At 60.9% G+C, this 18,997-nt stretch carries 18 protein-coding genes and 1 pseudogene; 14 read left to right on the top strand and 5 right to left on the bottom strand.

Annotation, left to right across the window (positions count from 1 at the left end; all coding sequences use genetic code 11):
* Positions 1 to 57: 57 nt before the first annotated feature.
* Both FQ755_RS30980 and FQ755_RS30975 read right to left on the bottom strand, forming a co-directional pair.
* Positions 58 to 1,074 (bottom strand): sterol desaturase family protein, encoded by a 1,017-nt coding sequence (locus FQ755_RS30980; RefSeq protein ID WP_144160137.1) that lies wholly within the window; start codon positions 1,072 to 1,074, stop codon positions 58 to 60.
* A 51-nt stretch (positions 1,075 to 1,125) separates the two neighbouring features.
* Complete coding sequence (locus tag FQ755_RS30975) at positions 1,126 to 2,139, bottom strand: beta-propeller fold lactonase family protein (protein WP_144160134.1); 1,014 nt, start codon at positions 2,137 to 2,139, stop codon at positions 1,126 to 1,128.
* Positions 2,140 to 2,341: 202 nt separating this feature from the next.
* On the opposite strand from FQ755_RS30975, the gene FQ755_RS30970 reads away from it, so the two are divergent.
* The 3 genes from FQ755_RS30970 (at position 2,342) to FQ755_RS30960 (ending at position 5,094) form a co-directional block, all read left to right on the top strand.
* Positions 2,342 to 3,661, top strand: a complete 1,320-nt coding sequence (locus tag FQ755_RS30970) for an Nramp family divalent metal transporter (RefSeq protein ID WP_144160131.1) — start codon at positions 2,342 to 2,344, stop codon at positions 3,659 to 3,661.
* Positions 3,662 to 3,683: 22 nt separating this feature from the next.
* Positions 3,684 to 4,175: a GNAT family N-acetyltransferase gene (locus tag FQ755_RS30965; RefSeq protein WP_144160128.1), complete on the top strand. Its 492-nt coding sequence runs from the start codon at positions 3,684 to 3,686 to the stop codon at positions 4,173 to 4,175.
* Between the two features lie 169 nt (positions 4,176 to 4,344).
* On the top strand, positions 4,345 to 5,094 hold the full coding sequence (locus tag FQ755_RS30960; protein ID WP_144160125.1) for a glycosyltransferase family 2 protein: 750 nt from the start codon (positions 4,345 to 4,347) through the stop codon (positions 5,092 to 5,094).
* Positions 5,095 to 5,108: 14 nt separating this feature from the next.
* Here the strand turns inward: FQ755_RS30960 and FQ755_RS30955 are convergent, their stop codons facing one another.
* The 3 genes from FQ755_RS30955 to FQ755_RS30945 all read right to left on the bottom strand — a co-directional run bounded on the left by FQ755_RS30955 (position 5,109) and on the right by FQ755_RS30945 (position 8,361).
* A complete protein-coding gene (locus tag FQ755_RS30955) occupies positions 5,109 to 6,116 on the bottom strand; it encodes a flippase-like domain-containing protein (RefSeq protein WP_144160122.1) in 1,008 nt (335 codons plus the stop codon).
* Between the two features lie 70 nt (positions 6,117 to 6,186).
* Positions 6,187 to 7,611, bottom strand: a complete 1,425-nt coding sequence (locus tag FQ755_RS30950) for an inorganic phosphate transporter (protein ID WP_144160119.1) — start codon at positions 7,609 to 7,611, stop codon at positions 6,187 to 6,189.
* A gap of 234 nt (positions 7,612 to 7,845) precedes the next feature.
* Positions 7,846 to 8,361, bottom strand: coding sequence for an arsenate reductase ArsC (locus tag FQ755_RS30945; protein WP_144160116.1), 516 nt, complete (start codon positions 8,359 to 8,361; stop codon positions 7,846 to 7,848).
* 174 nt (positions 8,362 to 8,535) lie between these two features.
* On the opposite strand from FQ755_RS30945, the gene FQ755_RS30940 reads away from it, so the two are divergent.
* The 11 genes and pseudogenes from FQ755_RS30940 to FQ755_RS30890 all read left to right on the top strand — a co-directional run bounded on the left by FQ755_RS30940 (position 8,536) and on the right by FQ755_RS30890 (position 18,947).
* Positions 8,536 to 8,787 carry a hypothetical protein gene (locus FQ755_RS30940; RefSeq protein WP_260858938.1) on the top strand — a complete coding sequence of 84 codons (252 nt, stop codon included), beginning with the start codon at positions 8,536 to 8,538 and terminating at the stop codon, positions 8,785 to 8,787.
* Between the two features lie 305 nt (positions 8,788 to 9,092).
* Positions 9,093 to 11,474: an ATP-binding protein gene (locus FQ755_RS30935; RefSeq protein ID WP_144160113.1), complete on the top strand. Its 2,382-nt coding sequence runs from the start codon at positions 9,093 to 9,095 to the stop codon at positions 11,472 to 11,474.
* Positions 11,475 to 11,535: 61 nt separating this feature from the next.
* Positions 11,536 to 12,258 carry a methyl-accepting chemotaxis protein gene (locus tag FQ755_RS30930; protein WP_144160110.1) on the top strand — a complete coding sequence of 241 codons (723 nt, stop codon included), beginning with the start codon at positions 11,536 to 11,538 and terminating at the stop codon, positions 12,256 to 12,258.
* An 8-nt stretch (positions 12,259 to 12,266) separates the two neighbouring features.
* Entirely contained in the window at positions 12,267 to 12,806 is a 540-nt protein-coding gene (locus FQ755_RS30925) for a hypothetical protein (RefSeq protein WP_144160107.1), read from the top strand.
* Between the two features lie 38 nt (positions 12,807 to 12,844).
* Positions 12,845 to 13,804, top strand: a complete 960-nt coding sequence (locus FQ755_RS30920; RefSeq protein WP_144160104.1) for a chemotaxis protein CheX — start codon at positions 12,845 to 12,847, stop codon at positions 13,802 to 13,804.
* 21 nt (positions 13,805 to 13,825) lie between these two features.
* Complete coding sequence (locus tag FQ755_RS30915; RefSeq protein ID WP_144160100.1) at positions 13,826 to 14,191, top strand: response regulator; 366 nt, start codon at positions 13,826 to 13,828, stop codon at positions 14,189 to 14,191.
* A 183-nt stretch (positions 14,192 to 14,374) separates the two neighbouring features.
* Positions 14,375 to 14,565: pseudogene (locus FQ755_RS38415) on the top strand (GNAT family N-acetyltransferase); the annotation flags it as partial.
* 93 nt (positions 14,566 to 14,658) lie between these two features.
* A complete protein-coding gene (locus FQ755_RS30905) occupies positions 14,659 to 15,201 on the top strand; it encodes a PaaI family thioesterase (protein WP_186308700.1) in 543 nt (180 codons plus the stop codon).
* Between the two features lie 195 nt (positions 15,202 to 15,396).
* Positions 15,397 to 16,323 carry an ABC transporter ATP-binding protein gene (locus tag FQ755_RS30900; RefSeq protein ID WP_144160094.1) on the top strand — a complete coding sequence of 309 codons (927 nt, stop codon included), beginning with the start codon at positions 15,397 to 15,399 and terminating at the stop codon, positions 16,321 to 16,323.
* Positions 16,320 to 17,081: an ABC transporter permease gene (locus FQ755_RS30895; RefSeq protein ID WP_144160091.1), complete on the top strand. Its 762-nt coding sequence runs from the start codon at positions 16,320 to 16,322 to the stop codon at positions 17,079 to 17,081. The genes FQ755_RS30900 and FQ755_RS30895 overlap by 4 nt, the downstream gene beginning before the upstream one ends.
* Positions 17,082 to 17,354: 273 nt before the next feature.
* Positions 17,355 to 18,947 (top strand): aspartate:alanine exchanger family transporter, encoded by a 1,593-nt coding sequence (locus FQ755_RS30890; protein WP_144160088.1) that lies wholly within the window; start codon positions 17,355 to 17,357, stop codon positions 18,945 to 18,947.
* Positions 18,948 to 18,997: the final 50 nt, after the last annotated feature.

Here is an 18,997-nt window from a genome sequence, read left to right as displayed (position 1 = left end):
AAGAATTTATACATAGATACGCGGCGGCGAGGCAGCAAGACGCCTCGCGTGGGTGACTCAGTTTGCGGCGTCGGTGGTGCCCGGCGCGTAAGCACGACGTCCGGTCACGCGTGCGGCGATGCGGCCCAGCGCCAGCCATTGTTGCGCGAGCAGCCCCCGGCCATAGGAACGGCCATCGCCGAGCGGAGCCGGCAACTGGTCGCGAATGCCGGTCGGCTCGATGGCGCGGTTCCACGAAGCCGTGCGGAACATCATGTCCCACCACGGAAACAGCACGCCAAAGTTGCAACCGTAGGCGGTGCCTTCATGACCGTAACCCACCGCATGATGACGGCGATGAAAAATCGGGCTGACGATAATCCGTTCGAGTAGCCACCCATAAGGCAAGCGCGCATTGACGTGCTGGATGCTCTGCATGAAGTTGCTGACGGCGACCAGCACGACGAACTGATTCGGCTGCACGCCGATAAACAGCGAGATCGCCGCGAAAAACGCCGCCTGGATGATGTCGTCGAGAAAGTGGTTGCGGTCGTCGTTCCACAACGACATCTGCTGCTGGCTGTGATGCACCGCGTGCAGTTCCCACCAGACGCCGAAGCGATGCTGCCAGCGGTGATACCAGTAGCCGGCGAAATCGAGTATCACGAGGTAGATCAGAAACGAGACGATCGGCTGATCGGTCACGCCTGGCCAAATGCTGTCGATATCGATGTTCGGGATGTTGTAGATCGCAATCAGGCTCTGCCAATGATCGAACAGCGGCTGAAGCATGAAAAAGAACGCGATATTGATGATGCCCAGCTTGGCGATCCACGTATAGATCACATCGGCACGCAATGCCTTGCGGTCCTGCCACTTTTCGATGGGACGCAGCGCCTCGAGCGGCCGCAGGGCGAGATACGTGACGACGATCTCGAACGCGCCGATGATCACCCAGTACAGCGCATCGTAAGTGTCCTCGTCGTAACCCATCAGGCCGAAGCGGTAGAAAAACGGCTGCACCACGTCGACGTACAGCAGCGTCTGCAAAGCAGACACCATGTTGTCGAGTTGCGCGACGATTTCGTGGAACATCAGAATCCTCGTGTGTGGCTATTCGTGCAAAGGCTTGCAGCAATACGCCGCTTAGTCCGGGTTCGGCGCGATCACCGGCGCGCGATTGTCGAAATAGATACCGTGCGGCGAGCGGCCCACCGCAATGGTGTCGATCAGCTTACGCGTGCTCAGGTCGATGATGCCGACGTGCTTCGCAAAGCGGAACCCCACCCATAGATAGCGCTTGTCCGGGGTAAGTTCCATATCGTCCGGTCCCGGCATCAGGCCGGTGATGTCGCCGACATTCGTGAGCGTGTCGTAATCGATGATGCTGATGGTGCTTTCGACCCGATTCGACACCACCACATGTTTGCCGTCGTCCAGATTGCGGAAGTTGTGCGCGCCGCGGCCCGTGTGGATCTTTTTGACGATTTGCTGCTTGCGCCAGTCGACCACGGTCACGTCGTCCTCGCCTGTCATGCCTACCAGCAGATACTTGTCGCCAGGCGTCATCCACAGGCCGGCCGGTTCGTTGCCCACGTGCATTTTCCACAGCACGGTTTGCGTGGCGAGGTCGATGGCGGCGAGTTCGCCCGAGTCCTGCAGCGTCATGAAGACGGTGCGGCTATCCGAGGCGAACGTCATGTGGCTTGGCGTTTTCGCGAGCGGAATGTGCTTGACGAGCGTCATATTCGTGCCGTCATAGCGGTAGATGTCGGCGCGGTCCATGCGCAGGGCGGCCGTGACAAACCACTTGTGATCCGGCGAGAAACCGAGTTGATACGGGTCTTCGATGCCTTCGACGGTGCGTTGCACCTGGCCGCTGTGCGGGTCGACGAACATCAGGTTATTGGAGATCGAATCGGCGACGATCAGCGATTTGCCGTCCGGCGTGATCATCAGGTGATGCGGCTCTTTGCCGGTCGGCTCGGTGCCGACGACCTTGTGGCTGGCTTCGTCGATCAGCGAGAGTTCGGCCTCGCCCGAGTCCAGCACGATGACCCGGTCGGCGGCGTAAGCGGAATTCAGGGGGCCGATCAGGGAGAAGGCGGCTGCAGCGGCCAGGGTTGCTCTCGAAAGAAATGTAACCGGCGAGTAAGGCATTCTGTAAAGTATCCGAAGGTGTAAAGCGACACCGAAAAGCTGTGCCTTCATGGAAGTGCAGCTTGGCTGCACTTCATTAACGCATCGCGTGTGGATTTCGATGACGCACGCGCGCGGCAAATGTGAGAAATTAGCACGCATGGGCCGATTTAAAACGCGCGGATACGTTCTTTTACTGTCCGGGCGAACTACGAAGGCACGCATGGACGAACGCGTTCGCGACAAAACCGCTCCCACGACCCTCACAGGGCGTACCGCGCTCGCTATTCGCGAGGTGCTGGAAGGCCGGCGCCGCGGCGCGGCGATGGTGCTGCCGTTCGCGGGGCCGGCGGTGGTGGTCTCGGTTGCATATATGGACCCGGGCAACTTCGCCACCAACATCCAGGCGGGCGCCCGCTACGGCTACGCGCTGCTGTGGGTGGTGCTGCTCGCCAATGTCGTGGCGATGCTGTTTCAGGCACTTTCAGCGAAACTCGGCATTGTGACAGGGCGCAATCTCGCCGAGCTGTGCCGCGACCATTTGCCCACGCCGCTCGTCTACGTCATGTGGGCGGTAAGCGAAATCTCCGCCATGGCGACGGATCTGGCCGAGTTTCTGGGCGGCGCCATCGGCCTCGCGCTGCTGTTTCACATGCCGCTGCTGGCCGGGATGATCGTTACCGCTCTCGTCACGTATGGCCTGCTCTGGTTCGAAAAGGCCGGCTTTCGGCCGCTTGAACTGGCGATTGGCGCGCTGGTGGGCATCATCGGTCTTTCGTATCTGGCCGAGCTGTTCATTGCGCCGGTGGCGTGGTCCGGTGTCTTCCGGCACCTTTTTACACCGCAATTGCCGGACGCGGGCGCCGTGACGATCGCGGTCGGCATCATCGGCGCGACCGTCATGCCGCACGCGCTGTTTCTGCACTCGGGCCTGACGCAAAATCGCGTCACCGCCAGAAACGAGGGCGAGCGCGCCACGCTGCTGAAATTCTCCAACATCGAAGTGGTGATCGCCCTCACCATTGCGGGCCTGATCAATATGGCCATGGTCATCATGGCGTCGGGGGCGTTTCACGCGGGTCATCCGGAAGTCGCTGAAATCGAAACGGCGTATCACACGCTGGCGCCGCTGCTCGGTATCGGCGCGGCGGGCATTTTTCTGCTGTCGCTGATCGCCTCGGGCATTTCCAGTTCGGTGGTGGGGACCATGGCGGGCCAGATGATCATGCAGGGTTTCGTCGGCTTTCAGATTCCGCTGTGGCTGCGACGTCTGATCACGATGGTGCCGTCGTTCGTGGTAGTCGCATTGGGGGTCAATGCGACGCGCGCGCTCGTGCTGAGCCAGGTGGTGCTGAGTTTCGCGCTGCCGGTGCCGATGGCGGCTCTGGTATGGTTCACCTGCCGCGAGCGGGTGATGGGCCGGTATCGCAACCGCTCGGTGATGATCGCGGCGGCCAGCGCCTCGGCGATTGCAGTCCTCGTGCTGAACTTCGTGTTGTTGCTGCAAACGCTCGGGGTCACGGTGCCTGGCATGCCCCAATAAGATGGCCGAAACCTGAACCGCCATGAAGTTGAAATCAGACGTGATCACCCGCGCGGCGATGTCCGCGGATCTCGCCGACATCGCCACGGTCTTTCTCAGGGCTCGCCGCGAGCTGATGCCGTTCGCGCCGCTTGCGCACACCGACCACGCGGTATACCGGTGGATTCGCGACTGGCTGATTCCAACCGGACGCGCAACGGTGGCAATCGACGCACAAGGTCTGGTGGTCGGCCTCGCCGCGACCTCCGAAGCGCACGGCGTGCTGTGGCTCGATCACCTCTACGTCCTGCCGCCGACGATCGGTCAAGGCATCGGCACGACCCTTCTGCGGCAGGTGCTCGCGGATGCGCGCTCGCCGGTTCATCTGCATTGCTTTGCCGAGAACGCCAGGGCACGCGCCTTCTACGAGCGGCACGGCTTCGTGGCGATTGCCTTCGGCGACGGTAGCGACAACGACGAAGGCTGTCCCGACGTCGTCTATGCATGGCAGCCGGGCTCGGGCCGGGACGCATGACGTCAGCGCGTGACGGATGCTGTCACGCTGGCGACTTCTTCGTGTGGTTCTCTGCTGGCAATCCCGAAACAGATGATACCGTCACAAAGCGCCGTCAAAATCGGCTATTCGCTGTTTTCAAAGCCGCATCATTGGGCTGTCCTGCTCCCGCCATACGACGACTACTTCTATGCCATCCAGAGGTCACCGAGTTTCCTGCATCATCTGCGCCTACAACGAAGCCCCGCGTATTGCTGCTGTGCTGGCGGTGGCGTCGGTCCATCCGCTGTTAGCTGAAGTCATTGTGGTGGACGACGGTTCGACCGACGGCACCGCCGACGTCGTGCGGCGTTTTCCTTCGGTGCGGTTGATCCAATGCGCGGAGAACGGCGGCAAGAGCGCGGCGATGGCGGCAGGCATCGCCGCCGCGGAACACGAGTGGCTGATGCTGCTCGACGCCGACCTCAAAGGCCTCGCGCCCGACCACATCAGCGCGCTTGCCGCGCCCGTGCTGAGCGGCCGCGCGGATGTCAGCATGAGCCTGCGGCAAAACAGTCTGCTGATTTTCCGCTTTATCGGCCTCGATTTCGTCTCCGGCGAACGCGTCGTCAGAAAGCAGTTGCTTGACGAAGCGCTCAAGGAAATTCACAGCCTGCCGCGCTTTGGCATCGAGGTGTTCATGAACCGGCGCATCATCGCGCGCCGGCTGTCGATTGCGGTCACCCATTGGCCGCACGTCACGCAGGCGCGCAAGACCGAAAAGCTCGGCTACTGGAAGGGCGTACGCGCGGAATGGCGCATGATCTCCGATCTGATGAAGGCCACCTATCCGCTCGCATTGATTTCGCAGACGCTGCGGCTATTTGCGCTGCGGGTCGATCATCCGGGACGCGCGCGGCTTTCGGTGCGCATCAGGAAGCCGCGCGATACGGCTGCGTGATTTGCGGTGACGCGTCACGGCGCTATGGGTGCGGGCTCACGCCGCCGCCATGCCAGCGCGATAAAACCTATCGCGCCGAGCAGCAAGGGGCAATAAAGCGTTGCGAAGCGCCATAGCACCAACGCGGTTGCCATCGCCGCGCGCGGAACCCACGGCGCGAAGGTCGCGGCTAACGCCAGATCGCCACCACCGCCGCCGGCCGGCACACCTGTCCACAGCGCGGCATGCAGGACCACGGCCTGCACGGCGAGCACGAAGCCGAGCGGCAGGCGGTAGCCAAGCTCGCGCAGGATGAACCACAGCGCGCTGTAGCGCAGCAGCCATTGCAGCGTGGTCAGCAGCAGCAAGGCAACGAGGCGCCAGCGCGCCCCGGTTAGGAGCAGCCCCCATTGCTGGCGCACGCTTTGGCGAAACCGGGTCCAGCGCGCCCGGCGCGCCCGCAGCCAGACAATGCGCCGCCCGGCGGCGTCGAGTGCCGCTGCGGCAGGACGGCGGCACAGCCACAACACGCTGGCTACGAGCGCAAGGCCAGCCAGGCTGCTGAGGACGACGGGCAGCGGGAAGTTCGGCGTCACCTGAGTGAGCGGCCCGAGCGCAAGCAGAAACGAGAACGGCACGGCGACGGCGAAGAAGGTCAGGTCGAGCGCCTGATCTGCGCCTACCACGGTCGTGGCGAGCGCCCACGATGCGCCCGAGCGCTGCAGCAAGCCCATGTTGACGCCATAGCCCGCTGCGCCCAGCGGCGAGACGAGAAACGCGAAATCGGTGACGACAGTAAGTGTCAGCGTGCGCGTGAAGCGCAATCTGAGTCCAAGCGCCGTTTGCATCAGATGCAGCTTGCCGGCCTTGGCTGCCGCGCTCAAGGCCGCACTCGCAGCCAGCACCGCGAACAATTGCAGCGAGACGCTGCGCAATCCGGCCAGCACGTCATGTGCGCCCAAAACGAATGGCGCCCCCATCGCGAGACCGACGCCGAGCACGGCGAGCAACGTGGCCGCGTGACGCACGTGAAGCCGGCTCATGAGTTTCGCCCAGACACCTGCGGGTGGCTGGGCGTGTTGCGCGGAACCGGCGCCGCGCTCGTGTTCGTCGTCAGAGATTGGGGTTCGCAAGGAAGTAAAATAAACATGCGGAAAGCAGGATCGTGACAGGCAACGTGACCAGCCAGGTGAGTGCGATGCGCCATAACATACCCGCTTGCACACCTTGGCCTCCCGCCACCATCGTCCCTGCAATTCCCGACGTAATGATGTGAGTGGTACTGACCGGCAGCCCGGTAAATCCAGCCGTGCCGATCAGCACCGAGCCGACCAGTTCCGCACTGGCCCCCTGGCCCGGCGTCATATGCTGCTTGCCGAGCCGTTCGCCTAACGTTCGTACTACGCGTTTGTAGCCAATCATCGTGCCGATGCCGAGGCACAGCGCGCTCAGCACGCGCACCCACCAGGGCGCGTATTGCACGGGCGGCGCCATCTTCTTCAGCAAATCACTGGCTTTCGACTTGTCCGCCGCGCTGGCGCCTGGCTGCTCGCCGACGTGCTTGAGTTCGGACAGCACATCGTACACGGCCCCGCGCAGTTGTGCGCGCACGGCCACCGTCTGCGGCGAATCGGCCGCTTTGTCGCTGGTCTTTAACGCGCGTGCTTCTCCTTCCAGCTGTGGCCCGGCATTCTGCAGCAGCGTGGCGGACCTGAGCGCCTGGTCCTTTACGTCATCACCGTATTGCTGAATCAGCGGAATCGCGGCGCTCGCGTTCTGGCTAAGCGCGGTCATCTGGCCGGTCGCCTGCGGATTGAGTGCGTAAGCCGCCGGCAGCAAGCCGATAATCGTTAGCATGATCAGGCCAATGCTTTTCTGGCCGTCATTGGTGCCGTGCGAAAAACTGACGGTGGTGCAGGTCAGGATCAACAAACCGCGCAACCACCACACGGGAGGCTCGCCTTCTTTCGGCGGTTCGAACAGGTGGCCGCGCCGCACCACAAGCCGCATGATGGCGTACAGGCCGCCCGCGAGCAGCAGGCCGAGGATCGGTGAAATGGCCAATCCCTTCAGCACGATCACGATCTGCTTCCAGTCCACGCCTTGCGTCATGCTGCGCGCTTTCAGCAGTGCATCCGCGGCCGCAACGCCGATCAGCGCGCCGATGATGCAGTGCGAACTGCTGTTAGGAATCGCAAACGCCCACGTCAAAATGTTCCAGAACAAGGCCGCGGCGAAGATCGACACCAGCATCGGCACTGCGGGCGATCCGTCGGGCGGCGTCAATACATCGGGCGGCAGTATCTCGACCAGTGCATAGGCGACGGAAATGCCGCCCACCAGCACGCCGATGAAATTCATCAGACCCGACCAGATCACAGCGGGCACAGGTCTTAAGGACTGCGTGTAAATCACGGTGGCAACGGCATTGGAGGAGTCGTGGAAGCCGTTGGTGGCCTCGAATGCCAGCACCATCACGAGGCAGACGACCAGCATGGCAATCACGATACCCGACGAGGGCATGAAGTGAACGAGCATTTGCGTTCCCTGAAGCGGTGGGGGGCAAGCTCGCGGATGCCGGTCAGCTGCTCCGTGAATGCGAACATTTCATGCTAGGTCGCCCCGATGAACCTTTTAAGTCAGTGACAGCGAACCGCCATGGCGGCTCGCGTGGTACGCCGAACTTTGGCAGCAGGGAGCATGCCCGCCGGGTTCCGGTGCAAGCGCCGACGCGCCGGATTGATTCGTACTGCGTGGCGCGCTGCGCGGTGCTCATTCGACCGCGATCGAAGGCGGCGCGTGTTCATCCATTGCATTGACCGCGTGACGTTGCTCGGGCGCCTGCATCGAATGCAGCGGAAGCGCAACGAACACGCTGATGCGGCGCAAAATCTGCCGGAATACCTGCTCGAAGACGCGCTTTTGTTCGGCCTCGTCACCGTCGACTTCGAGCGGGTCCGCGAAATTCCACTGGCAGAAAACCGGCTTGCCGGGAAACTCGGGCGCATGCGATTCGCTGGCCTCTTCACACATTGCGATCACCACGTTCATGACCGGAGCGTCGGCCTGCATATAGACGTCCCAGCTTTTCGGCCTGATTTTGCCGAGATCGCTGATGGTGGGACGCAACTGCGCGAGCGTGAGAGGGTGAACGTCGTGCGCGGGTTCGATGCCGGCGCTGAAGGCTTCGAAGCGTTCGGCGCCCAACTCGCGAAGCAGCGCTTCGGCCATGATGCTGCGCGCGGAATTGGCGCGGCACAGGAACAACACATTGCACTTCTGGCTCATTGAACGACCCCGTAATATTCTGGTGACAATCTTTGTTGAGAATTGTGCGGGAAGAGTTTTGCGTGCCGATGACAGACGTATTCTTAAGACGATCTGCCGCGGCACGTGCGCCGCCGGGGTGGGTGCGTCAGCGCTTTGTCTACGTTCACATAAAAATTATTGTCTGAGGGACGTTTGAATCGCTCTGCCAAATCGATCTACCTGCATTCGCCGATGCATCGAAGCGTCGAAGAGTTGTCGTTTGCCTTTGTGGTGCTGCTGAACCAGCCGCTCGCCAGGGTGGAAGCGGCGAATCGTTTCGAGCGCCTGTGGAACGAGACGAATGAAGCAGCTAGCGCGAGCCTCGGCACGGAACGCGCCATCAGTTACATCGCGCTACTAAAAGACATGGATGTACGTTGGCGTCATCTTAGGGTGCTGAACTAGGGCGCAGCGCAAGTTCGTGCTGGATTCACGGCAGGTTCAAGTTGAAGGGCTGACGGTTAACGGCGCAAATGGATAAAACTTTAGCGAAACGGCTCAAAAAATAACGGCGATTTGATATGCGCAACAATTAGTTGCTCTTTCCGGCGCAATCCTCAGCAGATTAAATCGGGGCTCTATCTTTAGTCATATATCCGTCACATACCATCCTCGATAATCGTGACGCTCGACAAATCGGCCAACCACACAAGGTCGAACAGCTCTCAAGAAGAGCACGCCACGCACGCTTCACCCGGGGAATGACACACATGACTATCCGTCATCGCATCACGCTATTGGTAATTCTGATGTTCGTCGCGCTGTCCGCCATTGGCGGGTATGCGGTCTACCAGACCCGGCACAGCGCCGTCGAGGTCAAGCAGGTGACGGAAGGTGTGGTGCCAAGCGCGCTCGCTTCGGCCGACCTCGTCTCACAGGTCAAGGACGTGCAGCTCGCGATCATGACGCTGGTCTATGCACCGGACGGCAATGTCGTCGCCCAGGCGCAGGACGAACTCAAGGCCAAGAAAGCAGCCTTGCAACAGGCGCTGGCGCTGCAGGCTCGTGACGCGGCGGGGCAGGCGCAGAAGGGGCTTGTCTCGCAGGCGGCCGAGAGCATCGAAAATTATTTTTCGGCCATCGACGATACCGCCAAGATGAAAGCGGCCGGCAAGAACGATCTGGCGCAGGCCTATCTGTTCGCGAACGTGGCGCAGTATCGTGACGAACTCGAAGGCATTGTCGAAACGCTGCGCATCGAAAAGAATCGCGAGAAGGACGAGGCGATTACGGCGCTGAACGGTACGCTTTCCACAACCACCACTGCCATTGCCATTGTCACCGGCATTGCGATCATTCTGCTGACCTCGATCGGCTCGCTGTTGTACCGCCAGATTACGCGTCCGCTGACGCGCATGCAGGCCATGATGAGCGAGATCGCCTCCAGCCAGGACTTCACGCGCCGGGTGCCGGTGGGCCGCATGGATGAAATCGGCCATTCGATCGTGGCGTTCAACGGCATGATCGAGAAGATTCAGGAAAGCTCGCTCCAGCTTAAACAGAAGACCGCCGACATTCAGGCCATGTTGCAGAACATGCAGCAGGGTATCCTGACTGTCGTCGAAGGAGCGGTGATTCATTCGGAGTACTCCGCGTATCTGGAAGCCATCTTCGAGACGAACGACATTGCCGGCCGCAGTCTGATGGACCTGGTGTTCGCCGACACGGATCTCGGCGCCGACGTGCTGTCGCAAGTCGATGCGGCGAGCTATGCGTGCCTGGGCGAAGACGCCATCAACTTTGCGTTCAACGAGCATCTGCTGGTCACGGAAATTTCTAAGCGCATGCCGGATGGCCGCGTGAAGATCCTCGACCTGAACTGGTCGGCAATTACCGACGACAGCGATACGATCGTGCGCCTGATGCTGTGCGTGCGCGACGTCACCGAGCTGCGCGCGCTGGCCGCCGAAGCGGGCGAGCAGAAGCGTCGACTGGAAATGATCGGTGAAATTCTCGCGGTGAGCGAAGAGAAATTCCATCACTTCCTCGAGAGCTCGGCAGGCTTTATCAGTGAGAACGAGCGCATCATCCGCCAGCACTCGCAGGCGGACCGCGAGGCGATTGGCGAACTGTTCCGCAACATGCACACCATCAAGGGCAATGCGCGAACCTACAACCTGCAGCATCTGACCAACATCGTGCACGAGGCGGAGCAGCGCTATCACGAACTGCGTCACGCCGAAGCTGACGAGACGTGGGACCAGGACAGCCTGATGCAGGAACTCGCGCGTGTTCGCGCGGCAGTTGAAAGTTACGCGACCATCAACGAAGTCAGCCTTGGCCGTAAGAGCGCGAGCCGTCGCGAAAGCGCCGAACGCTATCTGATGGTCGACATCGCGCATATCCAGGAGAGTCTGCGCGTGATCGAAGCCGCCAAGTCCGATGATCTGCACGCGCTGCAGTCGATGCGCGAAGACGTGCGCAAGACCTTGCGCGTGCTCGGCACGGAAACGGTGGGCGAGACCCTCGCCGGTGTGATCGAGTCGCTGCCGTCGCTGGCTGCCGAGTTGGGCAAGGATGCACCGGTCGTGCGTATCGCCGATAACGGCTACCGTTTGCGCCGCGAAGCCGGCAGTGCGCTGAAAAACGTATTCATGCATCTGCTGCGCAATTCGGTCGACCACGGACTTGAAAGCGCCGAGGTCCGCGGCGCGCACGGCAAGCCGGCTGCGGGCGTCATCAATATCGAAGTGGGTGTCGACGAAGGCGCGCTGCAAATTACGCTGAGCGACGATGGCCGCGGTCTCGCGCTCAAGCGGATTCGCGGCATGGCGATCGAGAAGGGCTGGATCGAAGCCGACCAGCATGTGAGCGACGAGGAAATCGCCGAAATGATCTTCCGTCCGGGCTTTTCCACCGCCGATAAGGTTACCGAAGTATCGGGACGCGGTGTCGGCATGGACGCGGTGCGCGATTTTCTCAAGCGTGAGCATGGCAGCATCGCGCTGCGTTTCACCGACGACCACAAGGGCGCGGACTTCCGCCAGTTCCAGACCATCGTCAATCTGCCGGAAAAGCTCGCGGTGGACACGCTTGGCGTGCCGGCACGCGGCGACGCGAACGAACTGCAACTGGATACGCTGGCGGACTAAGTCGCAAGGCAGCCGCTAACTTCACGCTCATCGTTGTGATGGGCACTCGGAAGGATGAGTTGTGATTCAACCGTATTTGATAGGCGCGCTGGGCGGCGTCGTTGTCACCGCTCTGGTGGCGTTGACGGCGCGCCGGCTGGCAATTGCGAAGACGACGCGCCGGTTGCGCTCCGAATCGGAGCGTCAGGCGCACACGCTCGGCGAGGCGAATGCCGCGCAAAGCGAACTGCTCGCTTTGCAGGAGCAGCAGAAGCAGGATCTGGAGGCCTCTATTGCGCAGTTGCGTGAGGATCTCAAGCGGCAGTCCGAGAGCGCTGACGAAGTGCGTGCGGAGTTGAAGGCGGCCCTCGAAGGCAAAGACCAGTTGGCTCACAAGGCAGCCCAACTGGCGGCCGAAGCCGCGCGTCTGAAGGGTCTCGCAAGCACCTTCGAGCGCTGGCATGAACAGATGATTTCATTGATGACGCAGAACCAGGACATGCACGCGAAGAACCGCGAGCTGTCGTCGATTGTGCGGCATGTGGTGATCGTTTCGCTGAATGCTTCGATCGAGGCGGCGCGTGCCGGCACGGCGGGCCGCGGCTTTGCGGTGGTGGCGAGCGAGGTCCGGGCACTGGCGGCGCGCTCCGAAGAACTGTCGAAAAGCTACCGCGATAGTCTGCATCGCAACGACCTGACCACCACGGCAACCTTCCAGGACATTCAGGCCGGCGGCAAGATGATTACGGCCTCCTTGTCCAGCGTCGAGTCGCTGGCGAATCAGTTTCAATCCACGCTTCATTAGGCATCGACGTGATCAGTGCGCATGCGAAGGACAGCATCGAACGCATCTTCTTCAAGGCGGCCAGGTCGCGGTTGACGATGGACGCGGGTGACGTCTGCGAAATCGTACCCGTGGGCGATCATGGCGCGCCCAGCATGCCCGACGCGAACCTGGTCGTGCTAACCATTTCTGGCATCGCGTTCCGGCTGCTGTTGATCGTGCATTTCGAAGAGGACGAAACGACCCATCGGTACTTCGTCAAGGAAGAATCCGAGCGCGCGTTTCTGGAAGTATTTTTTGAAATCTGCAACCTGTGCTGCGGCGCGGTGAATCAGGAGTTGCTCAACTATTTTCCGGACCTGGGCATGTCGACGCCGTATGTGTTGAGCGCGCGCTGCATGCCGTATCTGGAGGCGCTCAAGCCGGAGTTTCTGGCGTCGTATGCGGTCACGATCAACGGCGCCGTCAATCTGGGAGCGACGATCTGCGTGTGCGCGCATGCGCCGATCGATTTTGTCGCGGATCTAAGCACAGTCGAAGATACCGGTGGTGAACTCGAACTGTTTTGAATGCTGTATTTGAACGTTGCGGGAAGCAGGGAAGCAAAATGAACGAGAACAAGCCAGTCAGCAAGGTGCTGGTCCTTGAGGATTGTCCGGCGCACGTGGAAGTCATCAGGAATTTCTGCGACGAGAACAATCTGATTGGCGTGAAGGTGGCGAGAAGCCGCGTTGCGTCGGCGTTGCGCCTGAATTTCGATCTGGGCGCCATTTTCCTCGCCGAAAGCTACGGCGGATCGAGCGAGGAGAGCGCCGCAATTGCGCGCAAGATTCACGTGGCGCGGCCTGAGTTGCCGATCATCATGCGACGCCAGACCCATGACGCGCCGAGTGATCTGCCGGCGGACCTGGATGCGATGATATGCGGCACCTATGTGGCGAGCGACATGGCGTCGCTGCGCAAGGTGATCGACGAATACATTTTCAACCGCGAATATCCGAACGCGCTGGTGCGCGGTATCTCGGAGCTGACCCGCTCGGTGCTGGGCAGTCTGTTTAGCGATATGGGCGTCGAGGTGGACGCGCCGTGCATCGTGCGCGACCGCATCATCTTCGGCGAGGTGTTCAGCCTGATCCCGTTGGAGAGCACCTGGTGCCGCGGCTACATGATGATTCAGGCGGAAGAAGAGCCGATCCTCGACCTGCTCAACCGCCGTGAGACGTCCGAGGGTACGGCCGATTTCCGCGATCTGAACAGTCTGCTCGGCGAGTTGACCAACATGATCTGGGGCGCTTTCAAGAATCGCTATGTCGGCGATGCGGATGCGCTGTCGAAAAACCAGGTTCAGGTGCCGCTGCTGATCAACCATAAGCAGAAGTACATCTCATTCGGTTCCGAGAGCCCGCATTTGTGCTTTACCTACCGCCTGAAAGACGAGCAATCAGGGCGCATCGTGAAGCTGCATCAGCGCTTTGCCTTTAGCCTGAGCTGGTCGCCGGAAGATTTTCAGGAGTTCGAACAAGCTGCCGAAGAAACGATCGGCGCTGGCGAGCTCGATTTATTTTGATTGATGCCATAGGAAACAGACATGTCGAAAATTCTGGTTGTGGACGACTCGAGCACCGTGCGTGACGAGGTCGCGGGCTTCCTGCGAAAGAACGGGCTGGACGTCGATACGGCGGTAGACGGCAAAGATGGTCTCACCAAGCTCAAGAGCAGCCCCGGCATCAAGCTCGTGATCAGCGACGTCAACATGCCGAATATGGACGGCTTGACGATGGTCGAGAAGATTCGCGGCGAACTCGGCAATAGCACGGTCAACGTGATCATGCTGACCACGGAAAGCAGCCCGGCGATGAAAGAGCGCGGCAAGGCGGCGGGCGTCAAGGGCTGGATCGTCAAGCCGTTCAAGGGCGATGCTGTGCTCGAGACGTTCCGCAAGCTGGCTAGCTGATCGAGTCGAAGCGGCGCGGCGCTTGCTGCGCCTGATGTCCCGCTTTCCGCGGTCGTGAGCCGACCGCGCACCCTTCTCCTCTCTGCCTGCAGCACGAACGACGGCTCCTCGATGCCGTCGTTTCTCTTGCGCCCTGCGTTCTTGCATAATCTGGCGCTACGCCAGGCCTCCGACGTGGACCCATCGGCGTCGGGTCAGCGCACCGGCATCGATACCGAGGCCAAATTCCTGCTGTTACGCCATGCATTCGACGTCATGAACTGCGTGTGCCGGACCGCCGTAAGCGCAATTCCGTACGCTTCAGTATCATTGACGCCGGGTGGCCCGAGGTGCGCGCCGGCTTGGAGCCGAAAATGGCGTGTACGGAGGGCTGAGAAGCCCCGTCGAGCGATGGGGGCGACACCCCGCACCTGAGGCCCGACAGCAGGGGAAGCGACGCTGGTCGCCATAAAAACCGGAGAACCGATTTGACATCCGAGCAAACGATCGAGACATGGCTCGCCGAGGAGGCGCAAGTGCGCAGCCGTCTGGAGGCGGGGCCCGGCCCCGGGCTGGCGAGCCCCGAACAGGTGGCCGGCAAGACCGGTCTCGAAGTGCTGCAGGCCATGCTGCATGGCGAGCTGCCCTATGCGCAGATTGCGAAGACACTCGATTTCACCCTCATCGAAGTTAGCGAAGGGCGCGCCGTGTTTCAGGGTACGCCGCTCACGCAGCATCTGAACCCGCTCGGCACGATTCACGGCGGCTGGTTTGCAACGTTGCTCGATTCGGCGCTCGGTTGCTCCGTGCATACCCTGATGCCGCCGGGCCGCGGCTATACCACGGCCGAATTGAGCGTGAACTATGTGAAGGCGCTTACTCCACGCGTGACGCGCGTGCGCGCCGAGGGCAAGGTGATCCATTGCGGCCGTCAACTGGCCACTGCCGAGGCCCGTCTGGTGGGCCCCGACGGCACGTTGTACGCCCACGCCACCACCACCTGTCTGGTGTTCGAGATTCCCAAACGATAGCTGACCTGCTCTGCGGCACAATGCGTTATCCGCCGGGGGCAGGTAGCTGAAATAAGCGCTGCCCGCAGCGCGTTCCACGAGGCGCGCCCGGCGACTTCCCTTTCCATAGCGAGGACCATCATCGATTCTGAATCATCCCTTCGGGCTACGGCCCGGCACACACAACCGGCCTCTGCATCAGCACCGGTGTCCTCCATGCAGCCTATCGTCTCCGTCACGAATCTCTGCAAGACCTACGCAACCGGCTTCCATGCACTGAAAAACATCAATCTGTCGATTCGTCGCGGCGAGATCTTTGCACTGCTGGGACCGAACGGCGCGGGCAAGACGACGCTGATCAGCATCGTCTGCGGGATCGTCAAAGCAAGTGAAGGCGTCGTGCTGGTGGACGGTCACGACATCAGCAACAACTATCGTGCGGCGCGCTCGCTGATCGGACTCGTGCCGCAGGAACTGACCACGGACGCGTTCGAAACGGTCTGGGCCACGGTGTCGTTTAGCCGGGGACTGTTCGGCAAGCCGGCGAATCCCGCGTACATTGAGAAGGTCCTCAAGGATCTGTCGCTGTGGGACAAGCGCAACAACAAGATCATCACGCTCTCGGGCGGCATGAAACGGCGCGTGCTGATCGCCAAGGCGCTTTCGCACGAACCGCGCGTGCTGTTTCTCGACGAGCCGACCGCCGGCGTCGACGTCGAATTGCGCCGCGATATGTGGAAACTGGTGCGTTCGCTGAGCGAAAGCGGCGTGACGATCATCCTGACCACTCACTATATCGACGAAGCCGAAGAGATGGCCGACCGCATTGGCGTGATCAACGGTGGCGAGATCATGCTGGTTGAAGAGAAGTCCGAACTGATGCGCAAGCTCGGCAAGAAGCAGTTGTCGCTGCAGCTCGAAAGCCCGTTGCAGGAGGTGCCGGCTCAACTTGCGGATTATCGCCTCACGCTTTCGGACAACGGCAACGAGTTGATCTACACGTATGACACGGAACGCGAGCGCAACAGCATCATTGCCTTGCTGAAGGCGCTGGACGACGCAGGCATCCGCTTCAAGGATCTGCAGACCACGCAGAGTTCGCTTGAAGACATTTTTGTCAGCCTGCTAAGAGGTAATCAATGAACATTTACGCTATCAAGGCGATCTACCGGTTCGAGATGGCGCGGACCTGGCGCACGCTGATGCAAAGCATCATTGCGCCGGTGATTTCAACCTCGCTTTATTTCGTCGTGTTCGGCTCGGCAATCGGCTCGCGCATCAAGGAAGTGGACGGCATCAGCTATGGCGCGTTCATCGTGCCGGGTCTGATCATGCTGTCGTTGCTGTCGCAAAGCATTTCGAACGCGTCGTTTGGGATTTATTTTCCACGCTTTACCGGCACGATTTACGAGCTGTTGTCCGCACCGGTTTCGTACTTCGAGATCGTGGTGAGTTATGTCGGCGCGGCTGCGACCAAATCCATTTTGCTTGGGCTGATCATTCTCGCTACGGCCGGTCTCTTCGTGCCGTTGCAGGTACAGCACCCGTTCTGGATGGTGCTGTTCCTGGTGCTGACGGCGGTGACCTTCAGCCTGTTCGGTTTCATCATCGGCATCTGGGCGGATAGTTTCGAAAAGCTGCAGCTTGTGCCGCTTCTGATCATTACGCCGCTGACGTTTCTCGGCGGCAGTTTTTATGCCGTTAACATGCTGCCGCCGTTCTGGAAAGTGGTGACCCTGTTCAATCCGATCGTGTATCTGGTGAGCGGGTTCCGCTGGAGCTTTTACGGCCTCGCCGATGTGAACGTCGCCGTGAGCCTCGCCATGACCGCGCTGTTTCTGGCGATATTTCTCGTGATCGTTGCATGGATCTTCAAGACGGGGTATCGGCTGAAAACCTAGCGTCACCGTTTATTGAAAACACGCGCCGGAGATACTAAAGTTATTTGGTCGGTCTTTGGCGAGACCGTCCGGCTGCGGTGGTGCGTGAGGACGTAGCAAGGACGCAGTCACGCGAAGCCCGGGAATCAGTCAAAGGTAGCGCGGCCGTCAGTATCGTGCTGGTGCCTGCGTGTCGATCTGTTCAGTTTGGATTGCCAGGCAATTTAAGGTCGATGCCCGGCGTGCGCCAAACGATTCTACCCAACCGGGACCCAACCGGGACGAGAGGCCACCATGGAGTTCGTCAAGACGTTGCTTGAGCAGCAGCCGATGTTCGCCTTGTTCCTCACGATCGCAATTGGCTACGGGGTGGGAGAAATCAATCTCAAGGGCTTTTCTCTCGGCGTGGGCGCGGTGTTGTTTGTCGCGCTGGCGGTCGGCTGGTTTGCGCCGAAGGCGGCTCCCGCAGCAATGCTTGGCACGTTGGGACTGGCGCTCTTCCTCTACGCGGTGGGAGCACAGTACGGCAAGCAGTTTTTTCTCGGCTTCACGAGCACTTACGGACGAAGGGCGAATCTCATCGCACTGGTCGGTGTACTGCTGTCCGGCGTGGTCAGCCTCGTGTGCATGAAGGTCTATCAACTTGGCCTTGGCCACGCCCTGGGGTTGTTCGCGGGAGCGGGCACGAGCACCGCTACGTTGCAGGCGGCCATTGCCGAGCTCGGCAATGAGGACGCAGCAGTGGGCTATTCGGTGGCTTATCCGTTTGGGGTAGCAGGCCCGATCATCTTGCTGTACATCGCGTTTGCCGTGCTCAAACCGAAGATTGCCGCGCCAGCGGGCGGCGGCATGGAGATACTGGAGGTCGCGCTTGGCAATCCACAGTTTGCGGGCCAGACGATAGCCGAACTGGCAGCGGGTTTGCCGGACGATGTGCAGATCGTCGCGCGGCGGCGCGCTCATCATAACGAACCGGCCACGCCTGATGCGGTGCTTGCCGAACATGACGTGCTGTTGATGGTGGGCCCGAATCGCACGACGCTCGAACTTGCCGGCAAGCGGCTGGGCGAAGCGGAGCCGGGCCGGATGCTCAAGGACCGGGCGCATCTCGACTATCTACGCGTATTCGCTTCCCGTGCCGCGATTGTCGGCAAGGCGCTTGGTGAGCTCGATCTGCCGGGCGTCGATGCTGCGGTCATTGCTCACGTGCGTCGCGGCGACACCGATTTGCTGGCACGCCCGGACCTCGTGCTCGAGTTCGGCGACCGGGTGGGCTTGCTGGCAAATCCCGCTGATTTCGCGGCATTGCGCAAGCTGTTCGGCAATTCGATCAAGGGGACCGCGGAGTTTAGCTATATCTCTATCGGCATTGGCATGGCGCTCGGATTCCTCGTCGGTGCGATCAGCATTCCTCTGCCAGGCATCGGGAAAATAGGCCTTGGATTATCAGGTGTGCTGATCGTCGCGCTCATTCTCGGCAAATTGCGCCGCACGGCTGGCCTGAACTGGACCATTCCGCTATCTGCGAATCTTGTGCTGCGCAACCTGGGGCTGACGCTGTTTCTGGCCCAGGTTGGCATGGCGTCGGGGCCTCGTTTTGCCGCGACGGTGTCGGAAACGGGGTTGCTGATGCTGGGGCTTGGCGCCGTCGTGTTGCTTGCGCTCGCCGTGCCGGTCATTCTGCTGGGGATGTTCGTCTGCCACATGTCGTTCGATCAGGTGGCGGGCATCGTCGCCGGGGCCTGCGGCAATCCGGCTATTCTTGCTTACGCTAACAAGCTGGCGCCCACGGATGAGCCCGATATCGGCTATGCGATGATTTTTCCGGGCATGACGATCGTCAAGATTCTCTTTGTGGATATCGTGCCGGCCTTGCTCGCGCACTGAAGCGATGCGCGGCGCGATGGCCTCTTGCGAGTCGCGCATCGTCGGCAATT

The sequence above is a fragment of the Paraburkholderia sp. BCC1885 genome (assembly GCF_900996235.1).
Classification (GTDB): domain Bacteria; phylum Pseudomonadota; class Gammaproteobacteria; order Burkholderiales; family Burkholderiaceae; genus Paraburkholderia.
The sequence above is the reverse complement of the archived record's forward strand: the minus strand, read 5'-3'. Positions and strand labels throughout refer to the sequence as shown.

Coding starts and splice junctions, on each gene's coding strand:
- FQ755_RS30980 (WP_144160137.1), bottom strand. CDS start 1,074: ATGTTCCACGAAATCGTCGCGCAACTCGACAACATGGTGTCTGCTTTG.
- FQ755_RS30975 (WP_144160134.1), bottom strand. CDS start 2,139: ATGCCTTACTCGCCGGTTACATTTCTTTCGAGAGCAACCCTGGCCGCT.
- FQ755_RS30970 (WP_144160131.1), top strand. CDS start 2,342: ATGGACGAACGCGTTCGCGACAAAACCGCTCCCACGACCCTCACAGGG.
- FQ755_RS30965 (WP_144160128.1), top strand. CDS start 3,684: ATGAAGTTGAAATCAGACGTGATCACCCGCGCGGCGATGTCCGCGGAT.
- FQ755_RS30960 (WP_144160125.1), top strand. CDS start 4,345: ATGCCATCCAGAGGTCACCGAGTTTCCTGCATCATCTGCGCCTACAAC.
- FQ755_RS30955 (WP_144160122.1), bottom strand. CDS start 6,116: ATGAGCCGGCTTCACGTGCGTCACGCGGCCACGTTGCTCGCCGTGCTC.
- FQ755_RS30950 (WP_144160119.1), bottom strand. CDS start 7,611: ATGCTCGTTCACTTCATGCCCTCGTCGGGTATCGTGATTGCCATGCTG.
- FQ755_RS30945 (WP_144160116.1), bottom strand. CDS start 8,361: ATGAGCCAGAAGTGCAATGTGTTGTTCCTGTGCCGCGCCAATTCCGCG.
- FQ755_RS30935 (WP_144160113.1), top strand. CDS start 9,093: ATGACTATCCGTCATCGCATCACGCTATTGGTAATTCTGATGTTCGTC.
- FQ755_RS30920 (WP_144160104.1), top strand. CDS start 12,845: ATGAACGAGAACAAGCCAGTCAGCAAGGTGCTGGTCCTTGAGGATTGT.
- FQ755_RS30915 (WP_144160100.1), top strand. CDS start 13,826: ATGTCGAAAATTCTGGTTGTGGACGACTCGAGCACCGTGCGTGACGAG.
- FQ755_RS30900 (WP_144160094.1), top strand. CDS start 15,397: ATGCAGCCTATCGTCTCCGTCACGAATCTCTGCAAGACCTACGCAACC.
- FQ755_RS30895 (WP_144160091.1), top strand. CDS start 16,320: ATGAACATTTACGCTATCAAGGCGATCTACCGGTTCGAGATGGCGCGG.
- FQ755_RS30890 (WP_144160088.1), top strand. CDS start 17,355: ATGGAGTTCGTCAAGACGTTGCTTGAGCAGCAGCCGATGTTCGCCTTG.